This is a genomic window from Kitasatospora sp. NPDC005748 (assembly GCF_040630735.1).
In the GTDB taxonomy this organism is placed as follows: Bacteria; Actinomycetota; Actinomycetes; order Streptomycetales; family Streptomycetaceae; genus Kitasatospora.
Window position 1 is genome coordinate 1 of record NZ_JBEXYD010000027.1, and the last position, 24,557, is coordinate 24,557.

Annotated in this window: 18 protein-coding genes; 9 read left to right on the forward strand and 9 right to left on the reverse strand. The window is 74.5% G+C overall.

Going from position 1 to position 24,557, the window contains the following annotated elements:
- The first annotated feature begins 502 nt into the window (after positions 1-502).
- Together ABZ495_RS20265 and ptsP are read left to right on the forward strand one after the other, a co-directional pair.
- The gene (locus ABZ495_RS20265) at positions 503-952 is read left to right on the forward strand and encodes a PTS glucose transporter subunit IIA (RefSeq protein ID WP_329490869.1); all 450 of its coding nucleotides are present in this window, start codon (positions 503-505) and stop codon (positions 950-952) included.
- Between the two features lie 100 nt (positions 953-1,052).
- Positions 1,053-2,723: a phosphoenolpyruvate--protein phosphotransferase gene (ptsP, locus tag ABZ495_RS20270; RefSeq protein ID WP_359810844.1), complete on the forward strand. Its 1,671-nt coding sequence runs from the start codon at positions 1,053-1,055 to the stop codon at positions 2,721-2,723.
- A 105-nt stretch (positions 2,724-2,828) separates the two neighbouring features.
- Here ptsP and ABZ495_RS20275 read toward each other — a convergent pair whose 3' ends face one another.
- The 3 genes from ABZ495_RS20275 to ABZ495_RS20285 all read right to left on the reverse strand — a co-directional run bounded on the left by ABZ495_RS20275 (position 2,829) and on the right by ABZ495_RS20285 (position 6,494).
- Complete coding sequence (locus tag ABZ495_RS20275; RefSeq protein WP_359837219.1) at positions 2,829-4,847, reverse strand: acetoacetate--CoA ligase; 2,019 nt, start codon at positions 4,845-4,847, stop codon at positions 2,829-2,831.
- Positions 4,848-5,001: 154 nt separating this feature from the next.
- Complete coding sequence (locus ABZ495_RS20280; RefSeq protein ID WP_329490865.1) at positions 5,002-5,550, reverse strand: NUDIX domain-containing protein; 549 nt, start codon at positions 5,548-5,550, stop codon at positions 5,002-5,004.
- 41 nt (positions 5,551-5,591) lie between these two features.
- Positions 5,592-6,494, reverse strand: coding sequence for an NUDIX domain-containing protein (locus ABZ495_RS20285; RefSeq protein WP_359810840.1), 903 nt, complete (start codon positions 6,492-6,494; stop codon positions 5,592-5,594).
- A gap of 253 nt (positions 6,495-6,747) precedes the next feature.
- On the opposite strand from ABZ495_RS20285, the gene mmuM reads away from it, so the two are divergent.
- From mmuM to ABZ495_RS20310, 5 genes are all read left to right on the forward strand, one after another.
- Complete coding sequence (gene mmuM / locus ABZ495_RS20290) at positions 6,748-7,698, forward strand: homocysteine S-methyltransferase (RefSeq protein WP_359810838.1); 951 nt, start codon at positions 6,748-6,750, stop codon at positions 7,696-7,698.
- A gap of 118 nt (positions 7,699-7,816) precedes the next feature.
- Positions 7,817-8,581, forward strand: a complete 765-nt coding sequence (locus tag ABZ495_RS20295; RefSeq protein WP_352295079.1) for an IclR family transcriptional regulator — start codon at positions 7,817-7,819, stop codon at positions 8,579-8,581.
- A 312-nt stretch (positions 8,582-8,893) separates the two neighbouring features.
- Positions 8,894-9,613 (forward strand): MIP/aquaporin family protein, encoded by a 720-nt coding sequence (locus ABZ495_RS20300; protein WP_329490861.1) that lies wholly within the window; start codon positions 8,894-8,896, stop codon positions 9,611-9,613.
- A gap of 94 nt (positions 9,614-9,707) precedes the next feature.
- Positions 9,708-11,234: a glycerol kinase GlpK gene (gene glpK / locus ABZ495_RS20305; protein ID WP_329490860.1), complete on the forward strand. Its 1,527-nt coding sequence runs from the start codon at positions 9,708-9,710 to the stop codon at positions 11,232-11,234.
- Between the two features lie 153 nt (positions 11,235-11,387).
- Positions 11,388-12,980 carry a glycerol-3-phosphate dehydrogenase/oxidase gene (locus ABZ495_RS20310; protein WP_329490859.1) on the forward strand — a complete coding sequence of 531 codons (1,593 nt, stop codon included), beginning with the start codon at positions 11,388-11,390 and terminating at the stop codon, positions 12,978-12,980.
- Positions 12,981-13,266: 286 nt separating this feature from the next.
- Here the strand turns inward: ABZ495_RS20310 and ABZ495_RS20315 are convergent, their stop codons facing one another.
- Both ABZ495_RS20315 and ABZ495_RS20320 read right to left on the reverse strand, forming a co-directional pair.
- Entirely contained in the window at positions 13,267-14,658 is a 1,392-nt protein-coding gene (locus ABZ495_RS20315) for a gluconate:H+ symporter (protein WP_359837221.1), read from the reverse strand.
- Positions 14,655-15,209 carry a gluconokinase gene (locus ABZ495_RS20320; protein WP_329490857.1) on the reverse strand — a complete coding sequence of 185 codons (555 nt, stop codon included), beginning with the start codon at positions 15,207-15,209 and terminating at the stop codon, positions 14,655-14,657. The genes ABZ495_RS20315 and ABZ495_RS20320 overlap by 4 nt, the downstream gene beginning before the upstream one ends.
- A gap of 143 nt (positions 15,210-15,352) precedes the next feature.
- On the opposite strand from ABZ495_RS20320, the gene ABZ495_RS20325 reads away from it, so the two are divergent.
- On the forward strand, positions 15,353-16,048 hold the full coding sequence (locus tag ABZ495_RS20325) for an FCD domain-containing protein (protein WP_359837223.1): 696 nt from the start codon (positions 15,353-15,355) through the stop codon (positions 16,046-16,048).
- A 158-nt stretch (positions 16,049-16,206) separates the two neighbouring features.
- A complete protein-coding gene (locus tag ABZ495_RS20330; protein ID WP_329490855.1) occupies positions 16,207-16,608 on the forward strand; it encodes a hypothetical protein in 402 nt (133 codons plus the stop codon).
- Here the strand turns inward: ABZ495_RS20330 and ABZ495_RS20335 are convergent.
- From ABZ495_RS20335 to ABZ495_RS20350, 4 genes are all read right to left on the reverse strand, one after another.
- Positions 16,584-17,348 carry a metallophosphoesterase gene (locus ABZ495_RS20335; RefSeq protein WP_359837224.1) on the reverse strand — a complete coding sequence of 255 codons (765 nt, stop codon included), beginning with the start codon at positions 17,346-17,348 and terminating at the stop codon, positions 16,584-16,586. The two genes, ABZ495_RS20330 and ABZ495_RS20335, sit on opposite strands and share 25 nt — an antisense overlap.
- Before the next feature lie 42 nt (positions 17,349-17,390).
- Complete coding sequence (locus ABZ495_RS20340) at positions 17,391-21,953, reverse strand: hypothetical protein (protein WP_359837226.1); 4,563 nt, start codon at positions 21,951-21,953, stop codon at positions 17,391-17,393.
- A gap of 95 nt (positions 21,954-22,048) precedes the next feature.
- Positions 22,049-22,924 carry a hypothetical protein gene (locus ABZ495_RS20345; RefSeq protein ID WP_329490851.1) on the reverse strand — a complete coding sequence of 292 codons (876 nt, stop codon included), beginning with the start codon at positions 22,922-22,924 and terminating at the stop codon, positions 22,049-22,051.
- Between the two features lie 100 nt (positions 22,925-23,024).
- Complete coding sequence (locus ABZ495_RS20350) at positions 23,025-24,557, reverse strand: hypothetical protein (RefSeq protein WP_352295093.1); 1,533 nt, start codon at positions 24,555-24,557, stop codon at positions 23,025-23,027.

Consider the following 24,557-nt stretch of genomic DNA (forward strand, 5'->3'; position numbering starts at 1 on the left):
TTGACTTTTGGCACGCTGTTGAGTTCTCAAGGAACGGACACTTCCTTCGGACCGCCTTCCAGCGGGCCCTCCGGGCGCTTCGTTCTTTCGTGTTTCCAGCTTACCAGACGCTTTCCGCTCCGTTTACCGGTGCTTTTCGCTTCTGAAACCTGCTGTTAACCGTCGACTTGCGGCGACTCGACCAACCATAGCGGGTCGTCGGCCGGAGCGCGAATCGGGGCACGCCGAGCTTCACCCGCTGGGAGGCATGATTTGTTGCTCTCGCGAGCATATACAGCAATGGTCCCGATTCGCCAAGATGCCTGTAGAGTGCGGCGCATCGGCCAAGAGGACTAGACCACTAGCGGTCGGTGAGATGGCCGGCCGGTGAGGGCGGGCAGGGCGTGAGTGTTCGCCCGGGAATGTCAGCAGATGTCCGAAGTTGACATGATTTAGGCTTCAGTCGATGTCCTTGCCGCAGTTCGCGGCCGCTCTCTGTACTGCGCACTTGGGAGGCTCAACCATGACCACTGTGACGTCGCCGCTGACCGGCCGTGTCGTCGGGCTCGCCGGCGTGCCCGACCCGGTCTTCTCCGGCGCGATGGTCGGCCCCGGCACCGCGATCGACCCGGTGCGCCGGCCGACCGAGGCCGTGGCCCCGGTGGACGGTGTCGTCGTCTCCATGCACCCCCACGCGTTCGTCGTCGTGGACGCGGACGGACACGGCGTGCTGACGCACCTCGGCATCGACACCGTGCAGCTCAACGGTGAGGGCTTCGAGCTCCTCGTCAACAAGGGCGACACGGTGACCTGCGGCCAGGCCGTCATCAAGTGGGACCCGGCCGCCGTCGAGGCCGCGGGCAAGTCGCCGATCTCGCCGATCGTCGCTCTGGAGGCCGCCCCCGACTCGCTCGGCGACCTTCGCGAGGACGGGGACGTCGCCGTGGGCGACGCCCTCTTCAGCTGGAGCTGACCTCTTTCTTTACTGCAGACCCGCCCCTCCGGACTCGGTGGGGCGGCCCGGCACACAGCGGTACCCGGCGGGGCCGCTTCTCTCAGCGGAGACAGGTGACATGGAGAAGACGCTGCGCGGCGTGGGTGTCAGCCACGGGGTCGCGATCGGCCAGGTGCGGCACATGGGGACGGCGGTGCTGGAGCCGTCGGCCACCCAGATCCCGACCGCGGACGCCCCCCGTGAGCAGGCCCGCGCCCAGGCTGCCGTCGAGGCGGTGGCCGCGGACCTGATCGCCCGCGGCAACCTGGCCGGCGGCGAGGCGCAGGCCGTGCTGGAGGCCCAGGCGCTGATGGCGCAGGACCCGGAGCTGATGGCCGACGTGGCCCGCCGGATCACCGTCGGCAGCAGCGCCGAGCGCGGCGTCTACGACGCCTTCGCCGCCTACCGCGCGCTGCTCGCCTCCGCCGGGGAGTACCTGGCCGGCCGGGTCGCCGACCTGGACGACGTGCGCAACCGCATCGTGGCTCGGCTGCTGGGCGTGCCGATGCCGGGCGTTCCGGACAGCGACGAGCCGTACGTGCTGTTCGCCCGTGACCTGGCGCCGGCCGACACCGCGCTGCTGGACCCGACCCTGGTGCTCGGCTTCGTGACCGAGGAGGGCGGGCCGACCAGCCACAGCGCCATCCTCGCCCGCGCCCTGGGCGTGCCGGCCGTCGTCGCGCTGCCGGGGGCGACCGATGTCGCCGAGGGCACCGTGGTCGCGGTGGACGGCAGCTCCGGCGACGTGCTGCTGGAGCCGTCGCAGGAGAAGCAGGACGAACTGCGCCGCGCGGCCGCCGAGCGCAAGGCCGCGCTGGCCGCCTCGTCCGGCCCGGGGCAGACCTCGGACGGGCACCGGGTGCCGCTGCTCGCCAACGTCGGCGGTCCCGCGGACCTGCCTGCCGCGCTGGAGGCCGGGGCGGAGGGCGTCGGCCTGTTCCGCACGGAGTTCCTCTTCCTGGACGACTCGGCCAAGGCTCCCAGCGAGGAGAAGCAGGTCGAGGCGTACCGCAAGGTGCTGGAGGCGTTCCCGGAGGGCCGGGTCGTGGTCCGGGCGCTTGACGCGGGCGCGGACAAGCCGCTGGACTTCCTGACCCCCGCCGACGAGCCCAACCCGGCGCTGGGTGTGCGCGGTCTGCGGACCCTGCTGGAGCACCCCGAGGTCATGCAGACCCAGCTGCGCGCGCTGGCGAAGGCGGCCGAGGGGCTGCCGGTGCACCTTGAGGTGATGGCCCCGATGGTGGCCGACCGCAAGGACGCCAAGGACTTCGCGGACGCGTGTCGCCAGGCCGGGCTGAGCGCCAAGTACGGGGCGATGGTGGAGATCCCGTCGGCGGCGCTGCGGGCGCGGTCGATCCTCCAGGAGGTGGAGTTCCTCTCGCTGGGGACCAACGACCTCGCGCAGTACACCTTCGCCGCCGACCGCCAGGTGGGTGCGCTGGCGCGGCTGCAGGACCCGTGGCAGCCGGCGCTGCTGGACCTGGTCGCCTTCTCGGCCGAGGCCGCCCGGGCGACCGGCAAGAGCTGTGGCGTCTGCGGCGAGGCTGCCTCCGACCCGCTGCTCGCCGTGGTCCTGACCGGGCTCGGCGTCACCAGCCTCTCCATGGGCGCGGCGTCGATCCCCTATGTGCGGGCCACGCTGGCCAAGTACACGCTGGCGCAGTGCCGCCGGGCGGCCGAGGCCGCCCGGGCCGCGGACAGCGCCGAGGACGCGCGGGCCGCGGCCCAGCAGGTGCTGTCCGGCGAGTGACACCCGGCACGCGGCCGGAGCGAGGACTGCGAAGGGGTGCCCCCACCGTCATGGGGGCACCCCTTCGTGCTGTCCGGGTTCGTGCTGTCCGGGTGCTGTCCGAGGTCAGGCCCGGCGGTCGCGGCGGAGCTGCTCGAAGTAGCGCAGGTGCTCGATGTCGTCGACCGAACCCGGGTTCACTGCCTGCTCCAGCGGGGTGCCGGAGAGCAGGCGCTTCACCGGGACCTCGATCCGCTTGCCGGTGAGGGTGTGCGGCAGGCCGCGGACGGCGATGACCTCGTCGGGGACGTGGCGCGGTGAGAGCTCGGTGCGCAGCGAGGTGCGGATCCGGCCGACCAGGCCGTCGTCGAGGACCGCGCCGGGGGCGAGCACGACGAAGAGCGGCATCCAGTAGCCGCCGTCGGGCTCCTCCAGGCCGATGACCAGGGACTCGGCGATCTCGGGGAGGCGCTCGACGACCTCGTAGATGTCGGAGGAGCCCATCCGGACGCCCTGGCGGTTGAGCGTCGAGTCGGAGCGGCCGTGGATGACCACGGTGCCGCGGGAGGTGACGGTGATCCAGTCGCCGTGGCGCCAGATGCCGGGGTACATCTCGAAGTAGCTGTCGTGGTAGCGGGCGCCGTCGGGGTCGTTCCAGAAGCCGGTGGGCATGGACGGGATCGGCTTGGTGACGACGAGTTCGCCGACCGCGTCGGTGAGCGGGCGGCCGTGGACGTCCCAGGACTCGACGGCGGCGCCGAGGCAGGGGGCCTGGATCTCACCGAGGTACACCGGCAGGGTCGGGACGCCGCCGACGAAGCAGGAGCAGACGTCGGTGCCGCCGCTGACGGAGGCGAGCCAGACGTCCTGCTTGACCTCGTCGTAGATCCAGCGGAAGCCGTCGGGCGGGAGCGGGGATCCGGTGGTGCCGATGCAGCGGACGGCGGAGAGGTCGAGGTCGCGGCCGGGGTGCAGCTCGGCCTTGCGGCTGGCGATGACGTAGGCCGCGGAGGTGCCGAGGACGGTGGCGCCGGTCCGGGCGGCGACGGACCAGAGGGCACCGGTGTCCGGGTGCCCGGGGCTGCCGTCGTAGGTGACGATCGTGGACCCGGTGAGCAGGCCGGCGAGGAGGAAGTTCCACATCATCCAGCCGGTGGAGGTGTACCAGAGGAAGCGGTCCTCGGGGCCGAGGTCCAGGTGGAGCCCGGCCTGCTTGAGGTGCTCCAGCAGGATGCCGCCCTGGCTCTGGACGATGGCCTTGGGCAGGCCGGTGGTCCCGGAGGAGTAGAGGACCCAGAGCGGGTGGTCGAAGGGGACGGCCTCGAAGACCGGCTCGACGTCGTCGGCGACCAGGTCGTCCCAGTGCAGGGCGCCGTCGGGGGCGGGCGCGCCGAGCAGCGGGACGTGGACGACGGTGCGCAGGCTGGGGAGCTCGCGGCGGAGTTCGGCGACGACCTCGGCGCGGTCGTGGTCCTTGCCGCCGTAGTGGTAGCCGTCGACGGCGAAGAGGACGGCGGGCTCGATCTGCTGGAGGCGGTCGAGGACGCTGCGGGCGCCGAAGTCGGGGGCGCAGCTGGTCCAGACCGCGCCGACGGCGGCGCTGGCGAGGAGGGCGACGGCGGCCTGCGGGATGTTGGGCAGGTAGGCGCTGACGCGGTCGCCGGGGCCGATGCCGCCGGCCCGGAGGGCGGCGGCGAGCGAGCCGACCTGGCGGCGGAGCTCGGACCAGGTGAGGACGGTCGGCTGCTCGGTGGTCTCGTCCAGGTGGAGGATCGCCGGCTTGTCGGCGTTGGCCTCGTCGTCGGCGGCGCGCAGGGCGTGCTCGGCGTAGTTGAGGCGGGCGCCGGGGAACCAGCGGGCGCCGGGCATGGCGGCTTCGGCGAGGACGGCTTCGGGGGCCTCGGTGAAGCGGACGCCGAACCACTGGGTGACGGCCGTCCAGAAGCGGTCGAGGTCCTCGGTGGACCAGCTGTGCAGGTCGGCGTAGCGCCGGGCGGCCTGCTCGTCGCTGTCGACGGGGGCCAGCGGGGCGGCCGGTGCGCCGTGGTGTTCGGCGGCCCAGGCCTGGAAGGCCACGAGGCCGGTGGCTGCGGCGCGAGCGGGGTTGGGGCGCCAGAGCGGCTGGTCCTGGGATGGGGTGCTCACGGTGGTGGTCTCCCGGCCGTTGGATGGGACGGGGGTGCTTGTGGCAGGGCCCGTCCGGTTGGGGCTGTCGGAGCAGACCCTGCCATGTGATCGCGCGGTACGCCAGGGTCTGCCGCGGCCGTGCGAGTCTGGTCAGCCCCGTCCCCGGGCACGGTCAGTGGTGGGCGTACTCGCCGTTGAACCAGGCCTGGGAGACCCGGGTGTGGAAGGCGAAGACGAGGGCGGTCGTGGGGTCGGCGAGCTGCCAGCCCTCCGTCTCCTCGGTGGGGACCGAGGGCGGGAGCTCGGCGAGCGGGCGGGCGGGGAGCAGGCCGAAGAGGCAGAGGAAGCCGCCGTGCGTGTCGGAGTCGGTGGCGACCAGGGTGACGTCCCCGGCCTCGGCCAGGATGCCGGTCTCCTCGCGCAGCTCGCGGACGCAGGCCTGCTGCCAGCTCTCCCCGTAGTCGACGTAGCCGCCGGGCAGGGCGAGTTGGCCGTAGCCGGGCTCGATGGTGCGGCGGATGACCACGAGGCCGGGCGCACCGCTCTCCTGGGTGACCGGGAGGAGGGTGACGACGACGGGCAACGGGTTGCGGTAGCTGATCTCGGAGCAGCCGGGGCAGGTGCGGGGCCAGGCCGTGGTGCCGGGCGGGTAGGGCGTGCCGCACCAGTGGCAGTGGGAGTTCGGCCGGTTGCTCGTCCTGCTCACCTCTTGAGTCGTCATGGCCGGATGGTAGTGCGCGTGGGCGCGACCGGTGGCGCCGGTCAGCGGATCTCGTCCTCCCGGGTGGGCCGGAGCAGCGCGGGGTGCAGGAGGTGGGCGTCGCCGGCGTGGTAGGTGCGGGCCCGTGGGCCGCCGCGGGCGCCGCCGCGCTCGGTGGTCGTCCCGGTGCTCTCGACGAAGCCGGGCACCGAGAGCACCTTGCGGTGGAAGTTGCCGGGGTGGAGCTTCTCGTCCCAGACCGCCTCGTAGACGGCGCGCAGCTCGGGGATGGTGAAGTCGTACTGGAGGAAGGCGGTGGCCAGCGGGCTGTACTCGATCTTCGCGCGGGCGCGGTCGAGGCCGTCGGCGACGATCCGGGCGTGGTCGAAGGCGAGCGTCGTGGTGCCGGCGGGGCCGTCGGCCGCGGGTTGGTGGCCGGTGTGCCCGCCGACGCCACCCCCGTGGGTGTCGGCGGGCACACCGGCGGCTGGGGACCGGCCGGTGGACGGCCGGAGGTCGAGCTCGGTGACGGCGTGCCAGGCGGCGGTGGCCGCGTCCGAGCCGGCCTGCGGGTCGGGCAGGTCGGGGGCGAAGGCGAGGTAGGCGACGGAGACCACGTGCATGCGCGGGTCCCGGGTGGGGGCGCCGTACGTCCCGAGCTGTTCGAGGTGGATCCGGCTCAGGGCGGCCTCGGCGTCGGCGGTGCCGACCAGGCCGGTCTCCTCGGCGAGCTCGCGGGCGGCGGCCTCGTCGAGCCCTTCCTCGCCGGCTCGCAGGAAGCCGCCGGGCAGTGCCCAGTACCCCTGGTAGGGCGGCGCGGCGCGCTCGACCAGCAGGACGTGCAGGCTGCCGTGGCGCAGCGTCAGGGCGACGACGTCGACGGTGACGGCGACGGGCGTGTAGGCGCGCGGGTCGTAGGCGGCGAGCCAGTCGTTCTCGTGGGCGGGCGGTCGTTCCACGGTCATGGCGGGCTCCTCTCCGCTGGCGCTTCGTCGGGCCGGTCGGTCGCCGACGGTCGCTGCCGGGCGCGTCGGGTGTGGCGGGCGTGTCGTGCGGTCGGCGGTACCGGGAGGACCGGCGGGCCGCCGTCCTGCCGTCGTTCTCGGGGTGAGCACAACGTAGCGATCCGGGGGCCGGGCGGCAAATGGTTTTCGGGCCGGCCGGGGGCGTCCGGTCTTCTACTCTGTGACCAGGAGCTTTGCCCCCGAGGAGGCCGTCATGCCCGCCCCTGCCCCGCCGGGCTTCGCCGCCGCGCTGGCCGCCGGTCCGCTGGTCCTGGACGGCGGGCTGTCCAACCAGCTGGCGGCGGCCGGGTACGACCTGTCGGACGCGCTGTGGTCGGCCCGGCTGCTGGCGGACGCCCCGGAGGCGGTGGTCGCCGCCCACCGGGCGTACTTCGAGGCCGGGGCGCAGGTCGCGATCACCGCGACCTACCAGGCGAGCTTCGAGGGGTTCGCCCGGCGCGGGCTGGGCCGCGCGGACGCGGAGCGGCTGCTGGCGCTCGGGGTGGAGCTGGCGCGCCGCGCCGCGGCGCCGGTCCGGGCGGACCGGCCGCTGTGGGTCGCCGCGTCGGTGGGGCCGTACGGCGCCGCGCTGGCCGACGGCTCGGAGTACCGGGGCCGGTACGGGCTGACGACCGCCGAGCTGGAGGCGTTCCACCGGCCGCGGCTGGAGGTGCTGGCGGCCGCCGGGCCGGACGTGCTGGCGCTGGAGACGGTGCCCGACGCGGACGAGGCGCGGGCGCTGCTGCGGGCGGTGCGCGGGCTGGGCGTGCCGGCCTGGCTGTCGTTCAGCGTGGCGGGCGACCGGACCAGGGCCGGGCAGCCGCTGGCGGAGGCCTTCGCGCTGGCCGCGGACGCCGACGAGGTGGTCGCGGTGGGGGTGAACTGCTGCACGCCGCAGGACGCCGACCGGGCGGTGGCGACGGCGGCCCGGGTGACCGGCAAGCCGGTGGTGGTCTATCCGAACAGTGGCGAGCGCTGGGACGCCGGGGCCCGTGCCTGGCGCGGTGCGGCGACGTTCGGCGTGCCCGGGGCCGCTCCCGGCGGCGGCCGGGCTGGGGTGGCGGGGTGGCTGGCCGACGGCGCCCGGCTGGTGGGCGGCTGCTGCCGGGTGGGCCCGCGGGAGATCGCGGCGCTGGCCGCCGAGGTGGCGCGCGGGCGGGACTGACCGCGCCGGACGGAGATTACCGAGGGGGAAGGTGCACGGACGGGGCGCGGCCTGGCAGACTCGTCCCGTTACCACTGCGGTCGACATTGTCGACCGCCTGTCAGCGCGGAGGTACCGAATGCCCGGCCCGATCCAGTCGCTCTCCCGGGCCGCCGCGATCATGCGCCTGCTGGCCGGCGGCGAGCGCCGCCTGGGGCTGTCCGAGGTCGCGACGGCCCTGGGCCTCGCCAAGGGCACCGCCCACGGGATCCTGCGCACCCTCCAGCAGGAGGGGTTCGTCGAGCAGGACCCGGAGAGCGGCAAGTACCAGCTGGGCGCGGAGCTGCTGCGGCTGGGCCAGAGCTACCTGGACGTGCACGAGCTGCGCGCCCGGGCCCTGGTCTGGGCGGACGACCTGGCCAGGGCGGCCGGCGAGACCGTCTACCTCGGGGTGCTCCACCAGCAGGGCGTGCTGATCGTGCATCACGTCTTCCGTCCGGACGACACCCGGCAGGTGCTGGAGGTCGGCTCGATGCAGCCGCTGCACAGCACCGCCCTCGGCAAGGTTCTGCTGGCGTACGACCCGGTGGCCCGCGGGGAGCTGGGCGAGGGCCCGCTGGAGGCGTACACCGCACGGACCCTGACCGACCTGGCGGACGTGGACGCCGAGGCGGCGCTGACCCGGGAGCGCGGCTGGACCGACTCGATCGAGGAGACCTGGGAGGGCGTGGCCTCGATCGGCGCGCTGATCCAGGACCGGCGGCGCAACCCGGTCGGCGCGGTCTGCGTCAGCGGCCCGGTGGAGCGGGTCTGCGAGGACGGCTTCGTGCGGCCCTCGCTGGTCGCCTCGGTGCGCAGCGCGGCCCGGGCGATCTCCCGGGACCTGGGCGCCGGACGGTTCTGACCCCGGCGCCGGCGGCCGCGGCCGCGGACATCTGACGTTCACGCTGAGGCGCGGACAGGCGGGATGCCTGTCCGCGCCTTAGCGTTTTGTCCATATTTGACGTGAGTCGATTGGTAACTTCGAGTGAAGGGTCACAGCTGCGTAACCCGGCCTTGACGTGAAGGCGGCCTGGGGAGGAAGCTTCCGCATGACGGTCGACATTGTCGAACGATGGCCGAGCAGATCACTCCCACAATGCGCTCACCCGCACAGCGATCGCTCAGCCACCTGCCCCCACCCGCACCTCCGGGCCATATGGACAAGGGAGTCTTTGTGTCCGCGTTCTCCAACGGCGACATCTTCGTCGGCGAAACCCTCGGCACCGCCGCGCTGATACTTCTCGGCGGCGGCGTCTGTGCCGCCGTGACGCTCAAGAAGTCGAAGGCCCTCAACGCCGGCTGGCTGGCGATCACCTTCGGCTGGGGCTTCGCGGTGATGATCGCCGCCTACATGTCGGCCCCCAAGTCGGGCGCGCACCTGAACCCGGCCGTCACCCTGGCCCTCGCCGTCGACAGCGGCGACTGGAGCAAGGTGCCGGTCTACCTCGGCTCCCAGCTGCTCGGCGCGATGATCGGCGCCGTCCTCGTCTGGGTCACCTACCTCGGCCAGTTCCAGGCCAACAAGGAGGCGACCCTGGGCATCTTCTCGACCGGTCCCGAGATCCGGAACCCGGTCCAGAACCTGCTCACCGAGATCATCGGCACCATGGTCCTCTGCCTGGGCATCCTCACCCAGGGCCTGAACAAGGGCCTCGGCCTCTCCGGCACCGGCATCCTGATCGTCGCCCTCACCGTCGTCGGCATCGGCCTCTCGCTCGGCGGCCCGACCGGCTACGCGATCAACCCGGTCCGCGACCTGGGCCCGCGCATCGTGCACTCGCTCCTGCCGATCCCGAACAAGGGCGGCTCCGACTGGTCCTACGCCTGGATCCCGGTGGCCGGCCCGGTCATCGGCGGCCTGCTGGCCGGCGGCCTGTACCACGTCGCCTTCTGACGCTCCTCGGGTTTCCACCCCACCCGAGCACGGGGACTGACCCGAGAGTCGGACCCACCCACCCCGCAACCCCCTTCTTGAGCCGAGGACCCTCATGACCTCCATTGGCACCGGTAACTACATCGCCGCGATCGACCAGGGCACCACCTCCAGCCGCTGCATCATCTTCGGCGAGGACGGCCGGATCGTCGCCGTCGACCAGCAGGAGCACCGGCAGATCTTCCCCCAGCCCGGCTACGTCGAGCACGACGCCGCCGAGATCTGGACCCGGGTGCAGTCGGTGGTCCGCGGCGCGCTGGAGAAGGCCGGTCTGACCAAGGACGACATCCGCGCGATCGGCATCACCAACCAGCGCGAGACCACCGTCCTGTGGGACAAGAACACCGGCGAGCCGGTGCACAACGCGCTGGTGTGGCAGGACACCCGCACCGAGGGCCTCTGCCGCGAGCTGGGCCGCAACGTCGGCCAGGACCGCTTCCGCCGCGAGACCGGCCTCCCGCTGGCCAGCTACTTCGCCGGCCCGAAGATCCGCTGGCTGCTGGACAACGTCGAGGGCCTGCGCGAGCGCGCCGAGGCCGGCGACATCCTGTTCGGCACCATGGACACCTGGGTGATCTGGAACCTCACCGGTGGTGTCAACGGCGGCAAGCACGTCACCGACGTCACCAACGCCAGCCGCACCATGCTGATGAACCTGCGCTCGCTGGAGTGGGACGACAAGATCGCCGAGTCGATGGGCGTGCCGATGGCCGTCCTGCCGGAGATCCGCTCCTCCGCCGAGGTCTACGGCGAGGCCGTCGGCGACCTGGCCGGCGTGCCGGTCGCCTCCGCCCTCGGCGACCAGCAGGCCGCGCTGTTCGGCCAGACCTGCTTCGACAAGGGCGAGGCCAAGTCGACCTACGGCACCGGGACCTTCCTGCTGCTGAACACCGGCGAGGAGGTCGTCAACTCGTACCACGGGCTGCTGACCACCGTCGGCTACCGGATCGGCGACCAGAAGCCGGTGTACGCGCTGGAGGGCTCGATCGCCGTCACCGGCTCGCTCGTCCAGTGGCTGCGCGACCAGCTCGGCATCATCTCCACCGCCGCCGAGATCGAGACCCTCGCCAACACCGTCGAGGACAACGGCGGCGCCTACTTCGTCCCGGCCTTCTCCGGCCTGTTCGCCCCGTACTGGCGCTCCGACGCCCGCGGTGTGATCGCCGGTCTGACCCGGTACGTCACCAAGGGCCACCTGGCCCGGGCCGTGCTGGAGGCCACCGCCTGGCAGACCCGCGAGGTCGTCGACGCCATGCAGAAGGACTCCGGCGTCGAGCTCACCGCCCTCAAGGTCGACGGCGGCATGACCAGCAACAACCTGCTCATGCAGAACATCGCCGACGTGCTGGACGCTCCGGTCGAGCGCCCGTACGTGGCCGAGACCACCGCGCTGGGCGCCGCCTACGCGGCCGGCCTGGCGGTCGGCTTCTGGAGCGACCTGGACACCCTGCGGGCCAACTGGCACCGCGCCGCCGAGTGGACCCCGCGGATGGACGAGGCCACCCGGGAGCGCGAGTACAAGAAGTGGCTCAAGGCCGTGGAGCGCACCATGGGCTGGGTGGAGGAGGACGAGCAGATCTGACCGCGGACGCCGGTCGGGGCCCCCGGGCCCCGGCCGGCCCGCTCCCGTTTCACCGGCCCGCCGCACCGGGCCGAACCGGCCTCTCAGCAGGGGCCGCACCGCACACCGAGAGGAGTAACGGCGCCGCCCGACCCGCGCCGCCGTACACACACCATGGCTACCATCCCGACCCTGGGCGCCGAGCGCTTCGCCGGCCGCACCGCCTCCCGCGCCGAGACCCGCGAGCTGCTGGGCAAGGCCACCTACGACCTGCTGGTGATCGGGGGCGGCATCCTCGGCACGGCCGTCGCCTGGACCGCGTCCCAGGCGGGCCTGAAGGTCGCCATGGTCGATGCCGGCGACTTCGCCGGGGCCACCTCCAGCGCCTCCTCGAAGCTCGTGCACGGCGGTCTGCGCTACCTGCAGACCGGGGCGGTCAAGCTGGTCGCCGAGAACCACAAGGAGCGCCGCGCGCTCGCCACGGACGTGGCCCCGCACCTGGTCAACCCGCTGACCTTCTTCGTGCCGGTCTACAAGGGCGGCCCGCACAGCGCGCCCAAGCTCGGCGCCGGTGTGTTCCTCTACTCGGCGCTCTCCGCCTTCCGCGACGGCATGGGCCGGGTCTCCACCGCCGCGCACGCCGCCCAGCAGGTGCCCGCGCTGCGCACCGAGGGCCTGCGCTCGGTGGCCGTCTACGGCGACCACCAGATGAACGACTCGCGCGTCGCCGTGATGACGGTGCGCGCCGCCGTCGACGCCGGCGCCGTGGTGCTCAACCACGCCGAGGTCACCGGCCTGCGCTTCACCGGCGGCCGGGTCACCGGCGCCGACCTCAAGGACCGCCTGGACGGCACCGAGTTCGGCGTGAACGCCCGCCTGGTGCTCAACGCCACCGGCCCGTGGGTCGACCACCTGCGCACCATGGAGGACGCCGGCGCCGCGCCGTCGATCCGCCTCTCCAAGGGCGCCCACGTCGTGGTCAAGCGCCGTGCCCCGTGGCGCGCCGCGCTGACCATCCCGATCGACAAGTACCGCGTCTCCTTCGCCATCCCGTGGGAGGACCACGTCCTGCTCGGCACCACCGACGAGGAGTACACCGGCGACCCGCAGGACGTCCGGGCCACCGAGGCGGACATCGACCAGATCATGGGCGAGGCCGCGCACGCCATCCGTGACGAGCACATCGACCGCGACCTGATCACCTACGCCTTCGCCGGCCTGCGGGTGCTGCCCGGCGGCCCCGGCGACACCGCCGCCGCCAAGCGCGAGACGGTCGTCACCGAGGGCCGGGGCGGCATGCTGTCGGTCGCCGGCGGCAAGTGGACCACCTACCGGCACATCGGCCGGACCGTGCTGGAGAAGCTGGCCCACGTGCCCGGCACCACGCTCGGCGAGGACATGTCGACCATCGCCCGGACCGTCCCGCTGCCCGGCGTCGGCGCGCCGAACGCCGTCGCGCACCGCCTGCTGATCGACCGTGAGCCCGGCTCCCGGATGGAGCCGCTGGTCGCCAAGCACCTGGCCAGCCACTACGGCACGCTCTCCTTCGAGATCGCCCGCATGATCGACGAGAACCCGGAGCTCGGCCGGCCGATCCACGAGGACGGTCCGGACGTCTGGGCCCAGGTCGCCTACGCCGCCGACAGCGAGTGGGCGTACACCACGGACGACGTGCTGCGCCGCCGCACCACGATGACCGTCCGCGGCCTGGACACGCCGGAGATCCGGTCCGAGGTCGACGCCTTCCTGGCGAAGCGCGCCAAGTGACCGCGTGGCCGAGTGAGGGCGGTCCCGCGAAGCGCTCGGCCCCGTAGGGCCGGCGCACCGGACTCGAAGGGCGGGCACCCCGGGCTGGGGGTGCCCGCCCTTCGGCATGTCCGCACGGCCGGGCTCACGGGCTCCTGCGGGTCGCCTGCCGGGGCGGTCCCCAGGACCCGCTCGGCTGCCCGCCGGGCCGCGGTCGGGCCGTGCGGCCCGCCGTCGGGCAACGCCGGAGGGCGGTACCCGTGGAGACGGGTACCGCCCTCCGGGGCGCGGGGGCGCGGGGGCGCGGTCAGATGATCAGGCTGAGCGGCATGATCAGGGCGATGGCGACGACCGAGATCACGGTCTCCATCACCGACCAGGACTTGAGGGTCTGGCCGACGCTCATCCCGAAGTACTCCTTCACCAGCCAGAAGCCGGCGTCGTTGACGTGCGAGAAGAACAGCGAACCGGCGCCGATGGCCAGCACCAGCAGCGCCGCGTGGGTCGCGGACATGTCGGCGGCGAGCGGGGCGAGGATGCCCGCGGCGGTGATCGTGGCGACCGTGGCGGAGCCGGTGGCCAGGCGGATCAGCACGGCGATCAGCCAGCCGAGCAGCAGCGCCGAGATGTGCCACTTGGCGGACCACTCGCTGACCGCGTTGCCCACACCGACGTCGATCAAAGTCTGCTTGAAGCCGCCGCCCGCGCCGACGATGAAGACGATGCCCGCGATCGGGCCGAGCGACTTCCCGACGGTGTCGGAGATCCGGTCCTTGGTGAAGCCGGCCGCCCGGCCGAGCGTCACCATGCCGAGCAGGGTCGCGGCGAGCAGGGCGATCAGCGGCGAGCCGATGAAGTCGAAGATCCGCTGCGGCATCGCCTTCGGGTCGTCGACGACGACGTCGACCAGGGCCTTGCCGAGCATCAGGGCGACCGGCAGCAGGATGGTGGCGAGGACCGCGCCGAAGCCCGGGGTGTGCGCGGGCTTCTCCGTCTCCTCGGGCGCGGTGGCCTGCGGGATCTCCAGCGGGCCGACCCAGCGCTCGGCGAGCCGGGCGAACAGCGGGCCGGCGACGATCAGCGTCGGCACGGCGATCAGCAGGCCGAGCGCCAGGGTGATGCCGAGGTCGGCCTTCAGCGCGTCGACGGCCACCAGCGGACCGGGGTGCGGCGGGACGAGGCCGTGCAGCACCGAGAGCCCGGCCAGCGCGGGGATGCCGATCCGCATCAGCGGGACGTTGCCGCGGCGGGCCACCAGCAGCACGATCGGGATCAGCAGGACGACCCCGACCTCGAAGAACAGCGGCAGGCCGAGGACGGCCGCGATCAGCGCCATCGCCCAGGGCAGCGCCCTGGGCCCGGAGCGGGCGAGCACGGTGTCGGCGATGATGTTCGCCCCGCCGGAGTCGGCGAGCAGTCTGCCGAGCATCGCGCCGAGCCCGATCAGCAGGCCGACGCCCGCGACGGTCGCGCCGAACCCCGTGGAGAAGCTGCCCAGCAGCTTGTCGAAGGGGGCGCCCGCGACGGCGGCCAGCAGGCCCGAGCCGAGTGTGAGGGCGAGGAACGGGTGGAGCTTCAGCCGGGTGATCAGCACCACGATGGCGCCGATGCTGAGCAGGACCGCGATCAGCAGCTGGGCGTCGCTGTCGGTGTGCGGCAGGGCCGGTGGGGCGGCCGCCGCGAGCAGGGTGGGGGTCACGCGAGGTCTCCATTGACGGGCCGCAGCAGTGCCACGGCCATCTCGACGAGTTCTTCGGGGGTCGGGCCGACGTCCAGGACCGCACCGCGCTCGTCCGCCCCGAGGGGCTCCAGGGCGGCGTACTGCGAGTCGAGCAGCGACGGCGGCATGAAGTGTCCGGTGCGGTGGGCGAGCCGGTCCCCGACCAGCTCGTGCCCCCCGCTGAGGTGCAGGAAGAAGGCGCCCGGGCAGGCCGCGCGCAGGGTGTCGCGGTAGCGGTGCTTCAGCGCCGAGCAGGTGACCACGCCGCCGGTGCCGGCCTCGGCCCGCTCCCCCAGCCAGCCGCCGAGGGCGCGCAGCCAGGGCGCGCGGTCCGCGTCGTCCAGCGGGATGCCGGCCGACATCTTGGCGATGTTGGCGGGCGGGTGGAAGTCGTCCGCCTCGGCGTAGGGGAGGTCGAGGCGGTCGGCCAGCAGTCGGGCCACGGTGGTCTTGCCGACACCGGAGACGCCCATCACCACGAGGGTGAGGGGCGACGCGGGGGTGTCGTGGTTCTCGACGCTGAGAGCCATGGGTGGTGCTCCTTCGTTGCCAGGCCGCCACTATCGCTCCAAAGATATGACGTATTCAAGGGTCGGAAACCAAATCGTCATACTTTTGCGCGTTGCGGGGGCCGCCCGGCGAGCGGGCCGGCCGGGCCCTCTAGGCTGGCCGGATGGAGATCCAGGGGCTGCCCGGCCGATTGCTCGCCGACCTCGGACCGGCCATCGCCTCCGGTGAGATCCCCGAGGGGACGGTCCTGCGCGCCGAGGAGCTGGAGCAGCGGTACGGGGTGTCGCGGACGGTGGTCCGCGAGGCCGTGCGGATCCTGGAGGGGATGGGGCTGGTCGCCTCCCGGCGGCGGGTCGGCAGCACCGTCCAGCCGAAGTCCGCCTGGGACGTCTTCGACCCGCTGGTGATCCGCTGGCGGCTGGCCGGGACCGACCGGCCCGCGCAGCTGCGCTCGCTCGGCTCGCTGCGGGTCGCGGTGGAGCCGGCCGCGGCCGCGCTCGCCGCCCGGCATGCCAGCGACGACGAGCGCCGCGAACTGCTCTCCCTCGCCGGAGAGTTGACGATGACGGCGCGGGCCGCCGACCTCACCACCTTCCTCCGGCACGACATCGCCTTCCACGCGACCGTCCTGAAGGCCTCCGGCAACGAGATGTTCGCCCACCTCGGGGACACCGTCGGTGCGGTGCTCACCGGTCGCACGGAGTACCATCTGATGCCCCACCAGCCCGAGCCGTACGCGATCCGGTTGCACCGCGAGGTCGCGGAGGCGATCTGCGCGGGGGACGCGGCCCACGCCGAGCGGGCGATGCGCACGATCGCCGAGGGCGCGCTGGCGGAGCTCGACCAGCAGCTGGGGTGATTCGCCCGGCGGACGCGGTTTCCGGTGCAGATCACACGATTTGACGGCAGTTCGGCTGATTCCCGCGCATGGTTCGGGTACCACGGGGCAGAGTGGTGCGCAGGGGCGCGTTCCGGCGCGCCCGTCCCGCCGTCGTGAGCGCGCCTGGGGGTCGCCCGATGCCATCCGCACGCCGTCGCCGCCGTCGCCTGCCCGACGAGGTGCGCGCAGCCGCCGTCCGGGCCGTGCTCTGCCTGTCCTTCACCCTGGTCGGCCTGGTCGTCGCGGCGCTGGGCTCGTACGCGGACAGCTGGCTGATGACGCCGGCGCTGATGGCCATGGGGCTCGGGGTGTTCGGCACCATGTGGTGCCTGCTGGAGATCCTCATCTCGCGCCAGGTCGCCGCCCAGCGGATGCGCGGGCCGAACTCCGCCTCGCCGATGGCCGGCAGCCGGGCGCCCGCCGGGGTCCGGCCGGTGCCGCGCCCGGCGGGCCCCCCGACCGGGACGGCGCCCCAGCCGTGGGTGCCCACCGCGCAGGGTGCCCGGGTGGGTGGTCAGGCCGGCACGACGGCCCGGTAGTGGGTGGTGAGCCGGCCGTCGTCGTCCAGGACGTGGAAGGCGAGCATCGGCGGCTGCTCGAAGCTGATCCCGGGGCCGCCCTCGCAGGGCAGCGTGACGGTCGACACCACACCCGGCGCGACCAGCACCGGCAGACCGGCGAACACGGTGGCCGCGCCGGTGTGGGAGTGGCCGCAGAGCAGGGCGGCCACCCGGGGGTGGCGGGCCAGCGCCTCGGCGAGCCGCTCCTCCCCGAACTGGCGGATCGGGTCGACGGTCGGAAGGTGGAGGACGACCGGCGGGTGGTGGAAGGCCACCAGCGCCGGCCGGTCCGGACGGCCCCCGGCCAGCTCGGCGTCCAGCCAGGCCAGCGTCCCGTCGTCGAGCAGGCCGTCGTCGCGGCCGGGGATCGACGAGTCGAGCAGCAGCAGGTCGGCGCCGGGCAGTTCGTGCCGCCGGTTGACCGGGCCGTCGGCGGGCGCCTCCCCCAGCAGTCCCTCCCGGTAGGGCGCGCGCCGGTCGTGGTTGCCGGGACAGGTGAGCACCGGGTGGCGGGAGACCAGCACCTTGGCGGCCTGCTCGTACTCCGCCGGCAGGCCGTGGTCCGCGAGGTCGCCGGTGACCAGGACGGCGTCCACCGGGCCCGGCAGGGCGTTGAGGTACGCCATCACCCGCTCGGCCCGCCGGTACGCGCGGGCGCCGCCGTCCCGGCGCCACTCCTGGCCGAGGTGGATGTCACTGAAGTGAGCGATCGTCAGCATGCCCCCACGGTAGGCGGGCCGGTGGCGCCGGGGTAGCGGGCGTCAGGCCTGGCCCGGGGCCTCCACCGGGCGCTTGAACATCCGGGTCGCGGTGATCTCGCCGTGGATGGCCGGGCCGTCCGGGTCCTGCGGGGCGGGCAGGCCGGGGCGCAGGTGCTCCTCCACCGAGATGTACTTGAGGCCGGCCCGCAGGTCGGCGTCGTTGCGCAACCGGATGACCAGCGGGAACTCGGCCAGCGCGGTGGTGTCGAACAGGCCGGTGGTGTAGATCAGCTGGACGCCGAGCGCGTCGGCGACCGCCCGCTGGAGCTCCAGCAGGTAGGTGGCGTTGGCGCGGCCGATCGGATTGTCCAGGAAGAGCGTGCCGGCGTGCCGCAGCTGGGACTGGCCCCGGTCGTTGGCCCGCAGCGCGGCCATCGTGCAGTACAGCGCGATGGCCGCGGTGAGCAGCTGGCCGCCGGAGAAGACGTCCGACATCTGGCCGACGCCGACCCGCTCGGCCCGCAGCACCGCGTCCGGCTTGAGGATCTCCACGCTGACGCCGCGCGGCCCGATCGCGGCGGCGACCCCGCGCAGCAGCAGGGACATCCCGTCGCGGCGCAGGTCGCTGTTCTTCCGGACGGCGGCGCGGGTGGCTTCGTCGATCACCTCGCCCAGCCGCTCCACCAGGGTGGCGTGGTCCGGGTCCTCGAAGCGGATCCGCAGGAACTCCTGGCCGGACCACTCCCCCAGGCCCTCGGGCAGCCGGGAGAGCCGCTGGGCGGCCCGCAGCGTGGTGAGCGAGGACTCGACCAGGCCGCGCAGCCGGTCGACGATCGAGCCGCGGTTGCGCTCCAGCTGGGCGAGCTCGTCGGTCAGCACCCGCAGCCGGGGCGCGAAGGCGGTGGCCCAGGCGGCGGCGTGGTCGGGCAGGGCGGCGGCGGGCAGTTCGCGGATCTGCTGGCGGGCCGGGGTGCGGACGGCCTCGTAGCGCGCCGCGTTGGCGTGCCGGACGAGGGCGTCGGAGGCGTCCCGGACGGCGAGTTCGGCGGCGGAGAGTTCGCCGGCGGCGGTGCGCAGGGCGCGCCGGGCCTCGGCGGCGGCCGTCCGGGCGTCGGCGAGCGGGCCCAGGTAGGGCTCGACCGGGCGGCCGTCCTCGTCCTGGTGCTCGCGCAGGCCGTCGCGCAGCTGCCCGGCGTGCTCGTCGAAGTCGGCGGCGGCGGCCTGGGCGGCGTCGAAGGTCCGCTGCAGGTCGGCGTGGGCGGTGCGGGCGGCGTCGACGCTCTCGCGGCGCTCGGCCAGCCGGGCGGTGGCGGTGCGCAGCAGGACCTGGGCGTGCTCGGGGTCGGTGGGGACGAGGTCCTCGGGCAGCTCGGTGTGAGCCTCGCCGTCGGCGGGCGCGGAGCGTTCGGCCTCGCCGCGCAGCCGGCCGAGCTGCTCGCTGGCGGCGGCGGCGCGGGCCTCGATGGTGGCGACCAGCTCCTCCGCGCGGGCGGCGGCGGCCTGGCGGGCCGGGCCGTCGGCGCCGTCGGGGCTGCCCAGCAGCTCCTCCGCCCGGGTGCGCACCTTGTTGGTGAGCCGGTCGAGTTCGGTCGCGGCGGCGGCCTCGTCCCCCTCGGCCCGGGCCTGTTCGGCGCGGAGGTCGGCGCCGACGCCGACCTTCTCGTACAGCTGGGACGCGGCGCGGTAGGCCTCGCGCAGGGCGGGCAGGGCGACGGGGGCTACGGCGGGCTCGTCGGCCTGCTCGGCGGCGGGGATCTCGGCGCGCTCGGCGCGCAGGGTGCGGGCGGTGCGGCGGGCGTCGTCGGCGGCGCGCTGGGCGGCGCGGCGGTCCTCGTCGCAGGTGCGGGCGCGCTCGGCGCACTGGGCCTGGCGGCGGTCGCACTCGGTCGCGTCCTCGGCGAGTTCGCGCAGGCTCCGCGTCCAGCCGGCGCGCTCGCGCAGGCGGAAGGCGAGGCCGGAGAGGGCGTCGGCGCGGCGCCGGGCCTGCTGGGCGGCCTCGCGCTGCTCCTCGTGCGCGAACGCGGCGGCGGCGTGGTCGCTCTCGGCCTCGTCGTGGTCGGCGCGCAGGGTGGCCAGCGCGGCGGCGGCCTGCTCGGCGTGCTCGTGGGCGGCCTCGGCGGCGGCGGCCAGCTCGGCGAGGGTGCCGGGCGGGCAGCTGGCGTGCCAGGAGGCGAGGCGGGCGGCGAGGGCGCGGTCGCCGCCCAGCCGGGCGGCCAGCTCGCGGATGTGCTCCTCGCGGGCGGTGGCGCGGGAGCGCAGCTCGCGGCGCTCGCCGTCGGCGGCGGTCTCGTCGTGCATGGCCGGGTTCGGCGGGACGAGGAAGAAGGCGGGCTCGCCGGTGATGGGCGCGATCAGCGCGGCGGCGGCGCCGACCGCGACGGTGGAGCGCGGCAGCAGCGCGGCGGAGTGCAGCATCTCGCGGGCCCGGTCCAGCGAGTGGGGGTCGGTGATCACCACGCCGTCGACCAGCTCCGGCCGGGCGGCGAGGATCGCCTCGTGGTCCGCCGGGTCGACCGACTGGGCCAGGTAGCGCCAGCCGGGCAGCGCGGGGATGCCGTGCTCGGCGAGGTACTCGACGGTGGCGAGCACGTCCGGGCCGGGCGGCAGCAGGCCGCCGTCGCCGAGCGCGGCGAGGATGCGGGAGTCGTCGGCGGCCGCGGTGCGCAGGTCGAACAGGGTGCGTTCGGCGGTGGCGATCGCGTCGTCGAGCAGTTCCCGGAGCGTCTCGGCGGAGCGGTCGAGGACCGCGGGGGTGAGGAAGCCGGCGGCCTCGTCCGCGCCCTCCTGGTACGGGGTGAGGGAGAGCAGGTCGGCGAGCCGGGGCTCGGTGGCGAGCAGGGCCGCGGTGCGCTGCTCGGTGGCGAGCGCCTGGGCGGCGGCCTTGCGGGCGTCGGTGGCGCGGGCTTCGGCGAGTTCGGCCCGGCCGGTGGCCGCGGCGGCCTCGCGCAGCCGGGCCGCCGCGGCCTCGGCGGCCGTGCGGGCCTGCGCGAGGGCGGCCGCGGCGGTCTTCTCCACGTCGGCGGCGTGCAGGGCGGCGCGGGCCGGGTCGGGCTCGGCGGTTCCGGGGTCGATCCAGCCGGCCTCGACCGCGGCGGCGGTCTCCCGCTCGACCTCGGCGAGGCGCTGGCGCAGGTGGTCGGACTCGCTGCGGGCCTTCTGGGCGGCGGTGGCGGCCTCGGTGGCGTCGGACTGGGCCTTGGCGCCGTCCGCCTGGAGCTCGCCGGCGCGCTGCTCCTCGGTGTCGGCGCGCTCCTCGGCGGCCGCGGCGGCGCTCTCCAGGGCGCGGGCCAGCGCGGTGGCGGCACGGGCGCGGGCGGCGAGCGCCGGGGCGGCGTCGAGCTCGGCCTCGCGGATCGCGGCGGCGACCCTGGCCACCCGGTCGGCGGCGGCGCGCTGGCGCAGCACGGCCTCGGCGGCCTGCCAGGCGGAGTGCAGGGTGCGGGCGTCGATGAGCTCGCGGCGCAGCGCGGCGGCCTCGGTGGTGGCGGCGGCCAGGCCGAGGGTGGCGTGCCGGTGGGTCAGCTCGGCGGTGATCAGGGTGTGCCGGGTGCGGTCGGCCTCGGCGGCGGTGACGGCGCTCGCGGCGGCGGCGACCTCGATGGAGAGGTCCTGGGCACGGTCGCGTTCGGCGGCGGCGCGCGAGGTCAGGGCGTGGGCGAGGCGGCGGGTGCGGCGCTCGGCGGTGCGGTGGGCCTCGCGGACGGTCTCCCGCGCGATGGTGGACTCGGCGATGCGCTCCAGCAGCTCCAGCGAGCCGGCGGTGAAGTCGCGTTCGGCGGTGAGCTCGGCGCGACGGCCGAGCTTGGCGGCGAAGCCGTGGACGAGGTCGGCCAGGCCGTCGGTGTCCCGGGTGTCGGTGACGGCGCGCAGCAGCAGGTCGGTGAAGTCGCTGTCGTGCTTGACCGCGAACAGGCCCGCCGCCTCGCCCTCGTCGGCGTTCATCTCGCGCTGGTAGCGGAAGAGTTCGGGGTCGAGGCCGAGTTCGCCGAGGTGCTCCGTCCAGCGGTCGTGGCCGTCCTCGAAGACCAGGTCGAGGTGGGGGTGGGCCTTGCCGGCCTCGGTGAGGGCGTCGCGGAAGCCCTTCATGGTGCGGCGGCGGCCGCGGGCCTTCTGGTCGCCGGCCAGGCTGACCCGCTCGGCGACCGGCAGGGAGTCCAGCGTCAGGCCCGGCCCGGGGCGGAAGGAGTACCAGGTCTCGGCGAACTTGCGAGGGTCGGAGGAGACCTGCCGGCCCCGCCACTCGCTGACCTTGCCGACCACGATCGGCTCACCGGTGACGGTGTGCTGCCATTCCAGGGCGACGTGGCCGCAGTCGTCGGCCAGCAGGAACTTGCGCAGCACGCCGGAGCTGGCACCGCCGAGGGTGTTGCGGTGGCCGGGGAGCATCACCGAGAAGATCAGCTTGAGCAGGACGGACTTGCCGCCGCCGTTCTCCAGGAAGAGCACCCCGGCGGGGGCGGGCCGGCGGATCGGCCCGTCCGGCTCCTCGCCGAACAGGCCGATCTGCTGGGGGGCCGGGTCGGAGACGGGCTCGCCGACACCGCGCAGGTCGAGCACCGTGTCGGCGTAGCGGGCGCCGGCCGGTCCGATCGAGTACAGGCGGACCCGGTTGAGCTCGTACATGTGCGGCGGTTCTCCAGTGCGGGTGGGTCAGGAGTGCGTGGTCAGGGGAGCCCGGCCCGGTGGCGCGGCGGGCCGGTCCGGGTGGGGGCCCGGGGTCAGAGCGCGTGGAACGGCAGGCCCGCGTCGGCGACCAGCTCGTCCCCGGTGTCCGGGGGCAGCAGGCTGGCGGTGCCGTCGGAGACCGGGACGATGCCGAGGTCGAGCAGTTCGGCCATGGCGGCGCTGCCGGCCAGGTCGCGGACCTGGAGCTGGTAGCGGGCGGTGGTGCGGTAGGTGCCGCCGGCGTCGTCCGAGGTCTTCTGCAGGAAGCCGGAGTCGACCAGGAACATCACGGCCTTGGCGACGATGCCGATGGTGGAGCCGGACAGCCGGCGGGCGTCCTTGGTGGCGCCGGTGGCGGTGCGCCGGGCCCAGACCCGCCAGGCGGCCTCCAGGCCGGGGGCGTCGCTCTGCGGGTCGGTGTTGGCGCCGTCGGCCTCGGCCTGCTCCTCCAGCCGGCGGCAGGCCTGGCGGACGAAGGCGTCCACGCCGTTGACCGTGATCCGGCCGAGGTAGCCGTCGTCGGCGAGGTCCTCGGGGCGGGGGAAGGCCATCGCGGCGACGGCGAGGTGGGCCAGGCCGTGCAGGAAGCGGTCGGTCGACTCGGAGGCGGCGCGGCGCGAGTAGTCGCCCATCCGGACCGCGAAGACGGAGTCCTCGGCGGCGGCCACGGCCATGCCGGCGCGCGGCGAGACCTCCAGGACGACCAGGCCCATGCCGGTGGCGACGGCGTCGGCGAGGCGGGCGAAGGGCGGGTCCTCGCGGTGGCGGCGGACCAGCTCGGCGTACTCGGCGTCGCGGGCGGGGAGCAGCTTGGCCTGCAGGCCGAAGGAGACCAGGCGGGCCGCGTCGGCGACGTCGGCCGGGGTGATCGGGGCCGGGGCGGCGGGCTCGGCCTCGGGTGCCCAGGACGTGTCGTGGTGGGTCGTCACGGGCGGTGCTCCTCGGGGGTGTTGCCACTGGTGCGGGTGGTGGGGCGGTCGGTCGCGGCTGCCGCGGGGCGGCGCCGGGGGTGCGTCGGCTGTCCGGTCGTCAACTGGCGTCCTTGCGGTCGGCCGCCATGCCGGCCGCGTCCAGCAGGGCGCTGCCGACGATGAGGTCGGCGCCGCCGAACTCGCGGTCCCGCAGCGGAGTGCCGTCGTCGACCGCGAAGAGCAGCCGCTCCTCCCCCTGCCGGTAGGCGGTGCCGACCGGCGGGCTGGCCGCGTGCACCGCCAGCAGGGCGACCAGGTAGGGGAGTTCGGGATCCTGTCGGCGGGCGTCGGCGAGCAGCCCGGAGAGCCGGCGGGGGGCGTCGGCGGGCAGGTCGAGCAGGACCAGCGCGGCCTCCAGCTGCGCCTCGGTGAACCGGCTGTCGTCGGGGGTGGCGACGAGGTCCGGATCGGGCAGCTCGGCGCCCAGGTGCTCGCGCTCGACCGGCGGGGTGAGCAGCAGGTCGACCAGGTCGGCGACCCGGACGGAGACCGGCGTGCGCAGACCGGTGCCGCGGGTGAAGAACGCGCCGGTCGGCCGGACGGCCTGCTCCACCGGCAGCCGCAGCACGGGGGCGAGCAGCTGCCCGTAGAGGTCGATGCCGCTGCGGGCGCCGGGCGCGGCGAAGGCCTGGCGGTCCTGCTCGGCGCGGAACAGCGGGCCGGCCTCCAGCAGGCGCGTCTGCAGCTGGGTGTGGCGGCGGATGCAGTCCTTGACGATGTCGACCAGCTCGGCGGCGCGGCGCTTGTGCTCGGGCTCCTCGGCCTCGTCGCGGGCCTTGCGGATGTTGGTGAGAATCGCGTTCTCGTGCCGGTAGCGGTCGGCGATGTGGTCGAGCGCCTCGTCGATGAGGTCGGGGACGGCCTGCATCCAGTCGACGGCGCGCACGTTGCGCCGGGTCGCGTCCAGGGCCCGGCGCAGCGTCTCGGCGTACTGGACCGTGCGGTAGCGGGCCTGCTCGGCGGCGAGCTGGGCATCGGCCAGCCGGCCGCGCCGGATCAGCACCTCCAGCTTGACCTCGGCGGCGATCTGCGCGGAGGTGACGTCGGTGTCGAGGGCGCCGACCAGGACGTTGACCGCCTCGTCGGTGGTGCGCAGGTAGACGCCGCCGTCGGGGCCGGGCACCTCCTCGATCAGCTTGAAGTCGTAGTCGCGCCGGACGTACGCGCCGTCCTGGCCGAAGGTGCCGTAGACGGCGCGGAACCCGCGGTCGACGCTGCCGACGTTGATCAGCGACTCCAGCACCCAGCGGGCGACCCGCTCGTGCTCGGCGGTCGGGCGGGTGGCGGCCTGGGCGGCGACCCGGGGCAGCAGCCGGGCGAGCACTATCTCGCGGTCGGCCCCGGTGTCGAAGTCCATGTGCAGGGTGACCAGGTCGATCGCGGCGAGGCCGACCTCGGCCATCGCGTAGCCGCCGTACTCGCCGGCCAGCATCACCTTGCGGCTGTCCAGGTCGTGCAGCGGGGCCGTGCAGGCCAGCGCCTTGAGCCGGCGGGCCAGGCCCTCGTCGGCGGCGGGGCCGGGCGCGGGCCGCGCGGCGGCGGCGGGCCCGGCGGGCGGCCGGGGCCCGGACTCGGTGGGCGGGTCAGCGAT

Excerpts from the sequence above, each read along its gene's own strand:
- ABZ495_RS20265 (WP_329490869.1), top strand. The coding sequence starts at position 503 with ATGACCACTGTGACGTCGCCGCTGACCGGCCGTGTCGTCGGGCTCGCC.
- ptsP (WP_359810844.1), top strand. The coding sequence starts at position 1,053 with ATGGAGAAGACGCTGCGCGGCGTGGGTGTCAGCCACGGGGTCGCGATC.
- ABZ495_RS20280 (WP_329490865.1), bottom strand. The coding sequence starts at position 5,550 with ATGACGACTCAAGAGGTGAGCAGGACGAGCAACCGGCCGAACTCCCAC.
- ABZ495_RS20285 (WP_359810840.1), bottom strand. The coding sequence starts at position 6,494 with ATGACCGTGGAACGACCGCCCGCCCACGAGAACGACTGGCTCGCCGCC.
- mmuM (WP_359810838.1), top strand. The coding sequence starts at position 6,748 with ATGCCCGCCCCTGCCCCGCCGGGCTTCGCCGCCGCGCTGGCCGCCGGT.
- ABZ495_RS20295 (WP_352295079.1), top strand. The coding sequence starts at position 7,817 with ATGCCCGGCCCGATCCAGTCGCTCTCCCGGGCCGCCGCGATCATGCGC.
- glpK (WP_329490860.1), top strand. The coding sequence starts at position 9,708 with ATGACCTCCATTGGCACCGGTAACTACATCGCCGCGATCGACCAGGGC.
- ABZ495_RS20310 (WP_329490859.1), top strand. The coding sequence starts at position 11,388 with ATGGCTACCATCCCGACCCTGGGCGCCGAGCGCTTCGCCGGCCGCACC.
- ABZ495_RS20320 (WP_329490857.1), bottom strand. The coding sequence starts at position 15,209 with ATGGCTCTCAGCGTCGAGAACCACGACACCCCCGCGTCGCCCCTCACC.
- ABZ495_RS20325 (WP_359837223.1), top strand. The coding sequence starts at position 15,353 with ATGGAGATCCAGGGGCTGCCCGGCCGATTGCTCGCCGACCTCGGACCG.
- ABZ495_RS20330 (WP_329490855.1), top strand. The coding sequence starts at position 16,207 with ATGCCATCCGCACGCCGTCGCCGCCGTCGCCTGCCCGACGAGGTGCGC.
- ABZ495_RS20335 (WP_359837224.1), bottom strand. The coding sequence starts at position 17,348 with ATGCTGACGATCGCTCACTTCAGTGACATCCACCTCGGCCAGGAGTGG.
- ABZ495_RS20340 (WP_359837226.1), bottom strand. The coding sequence starts at position 21,953 with ATGTACGAGCTCAACCGGGTCCGCCTGTACTCGATCGGACCGGCCGGC.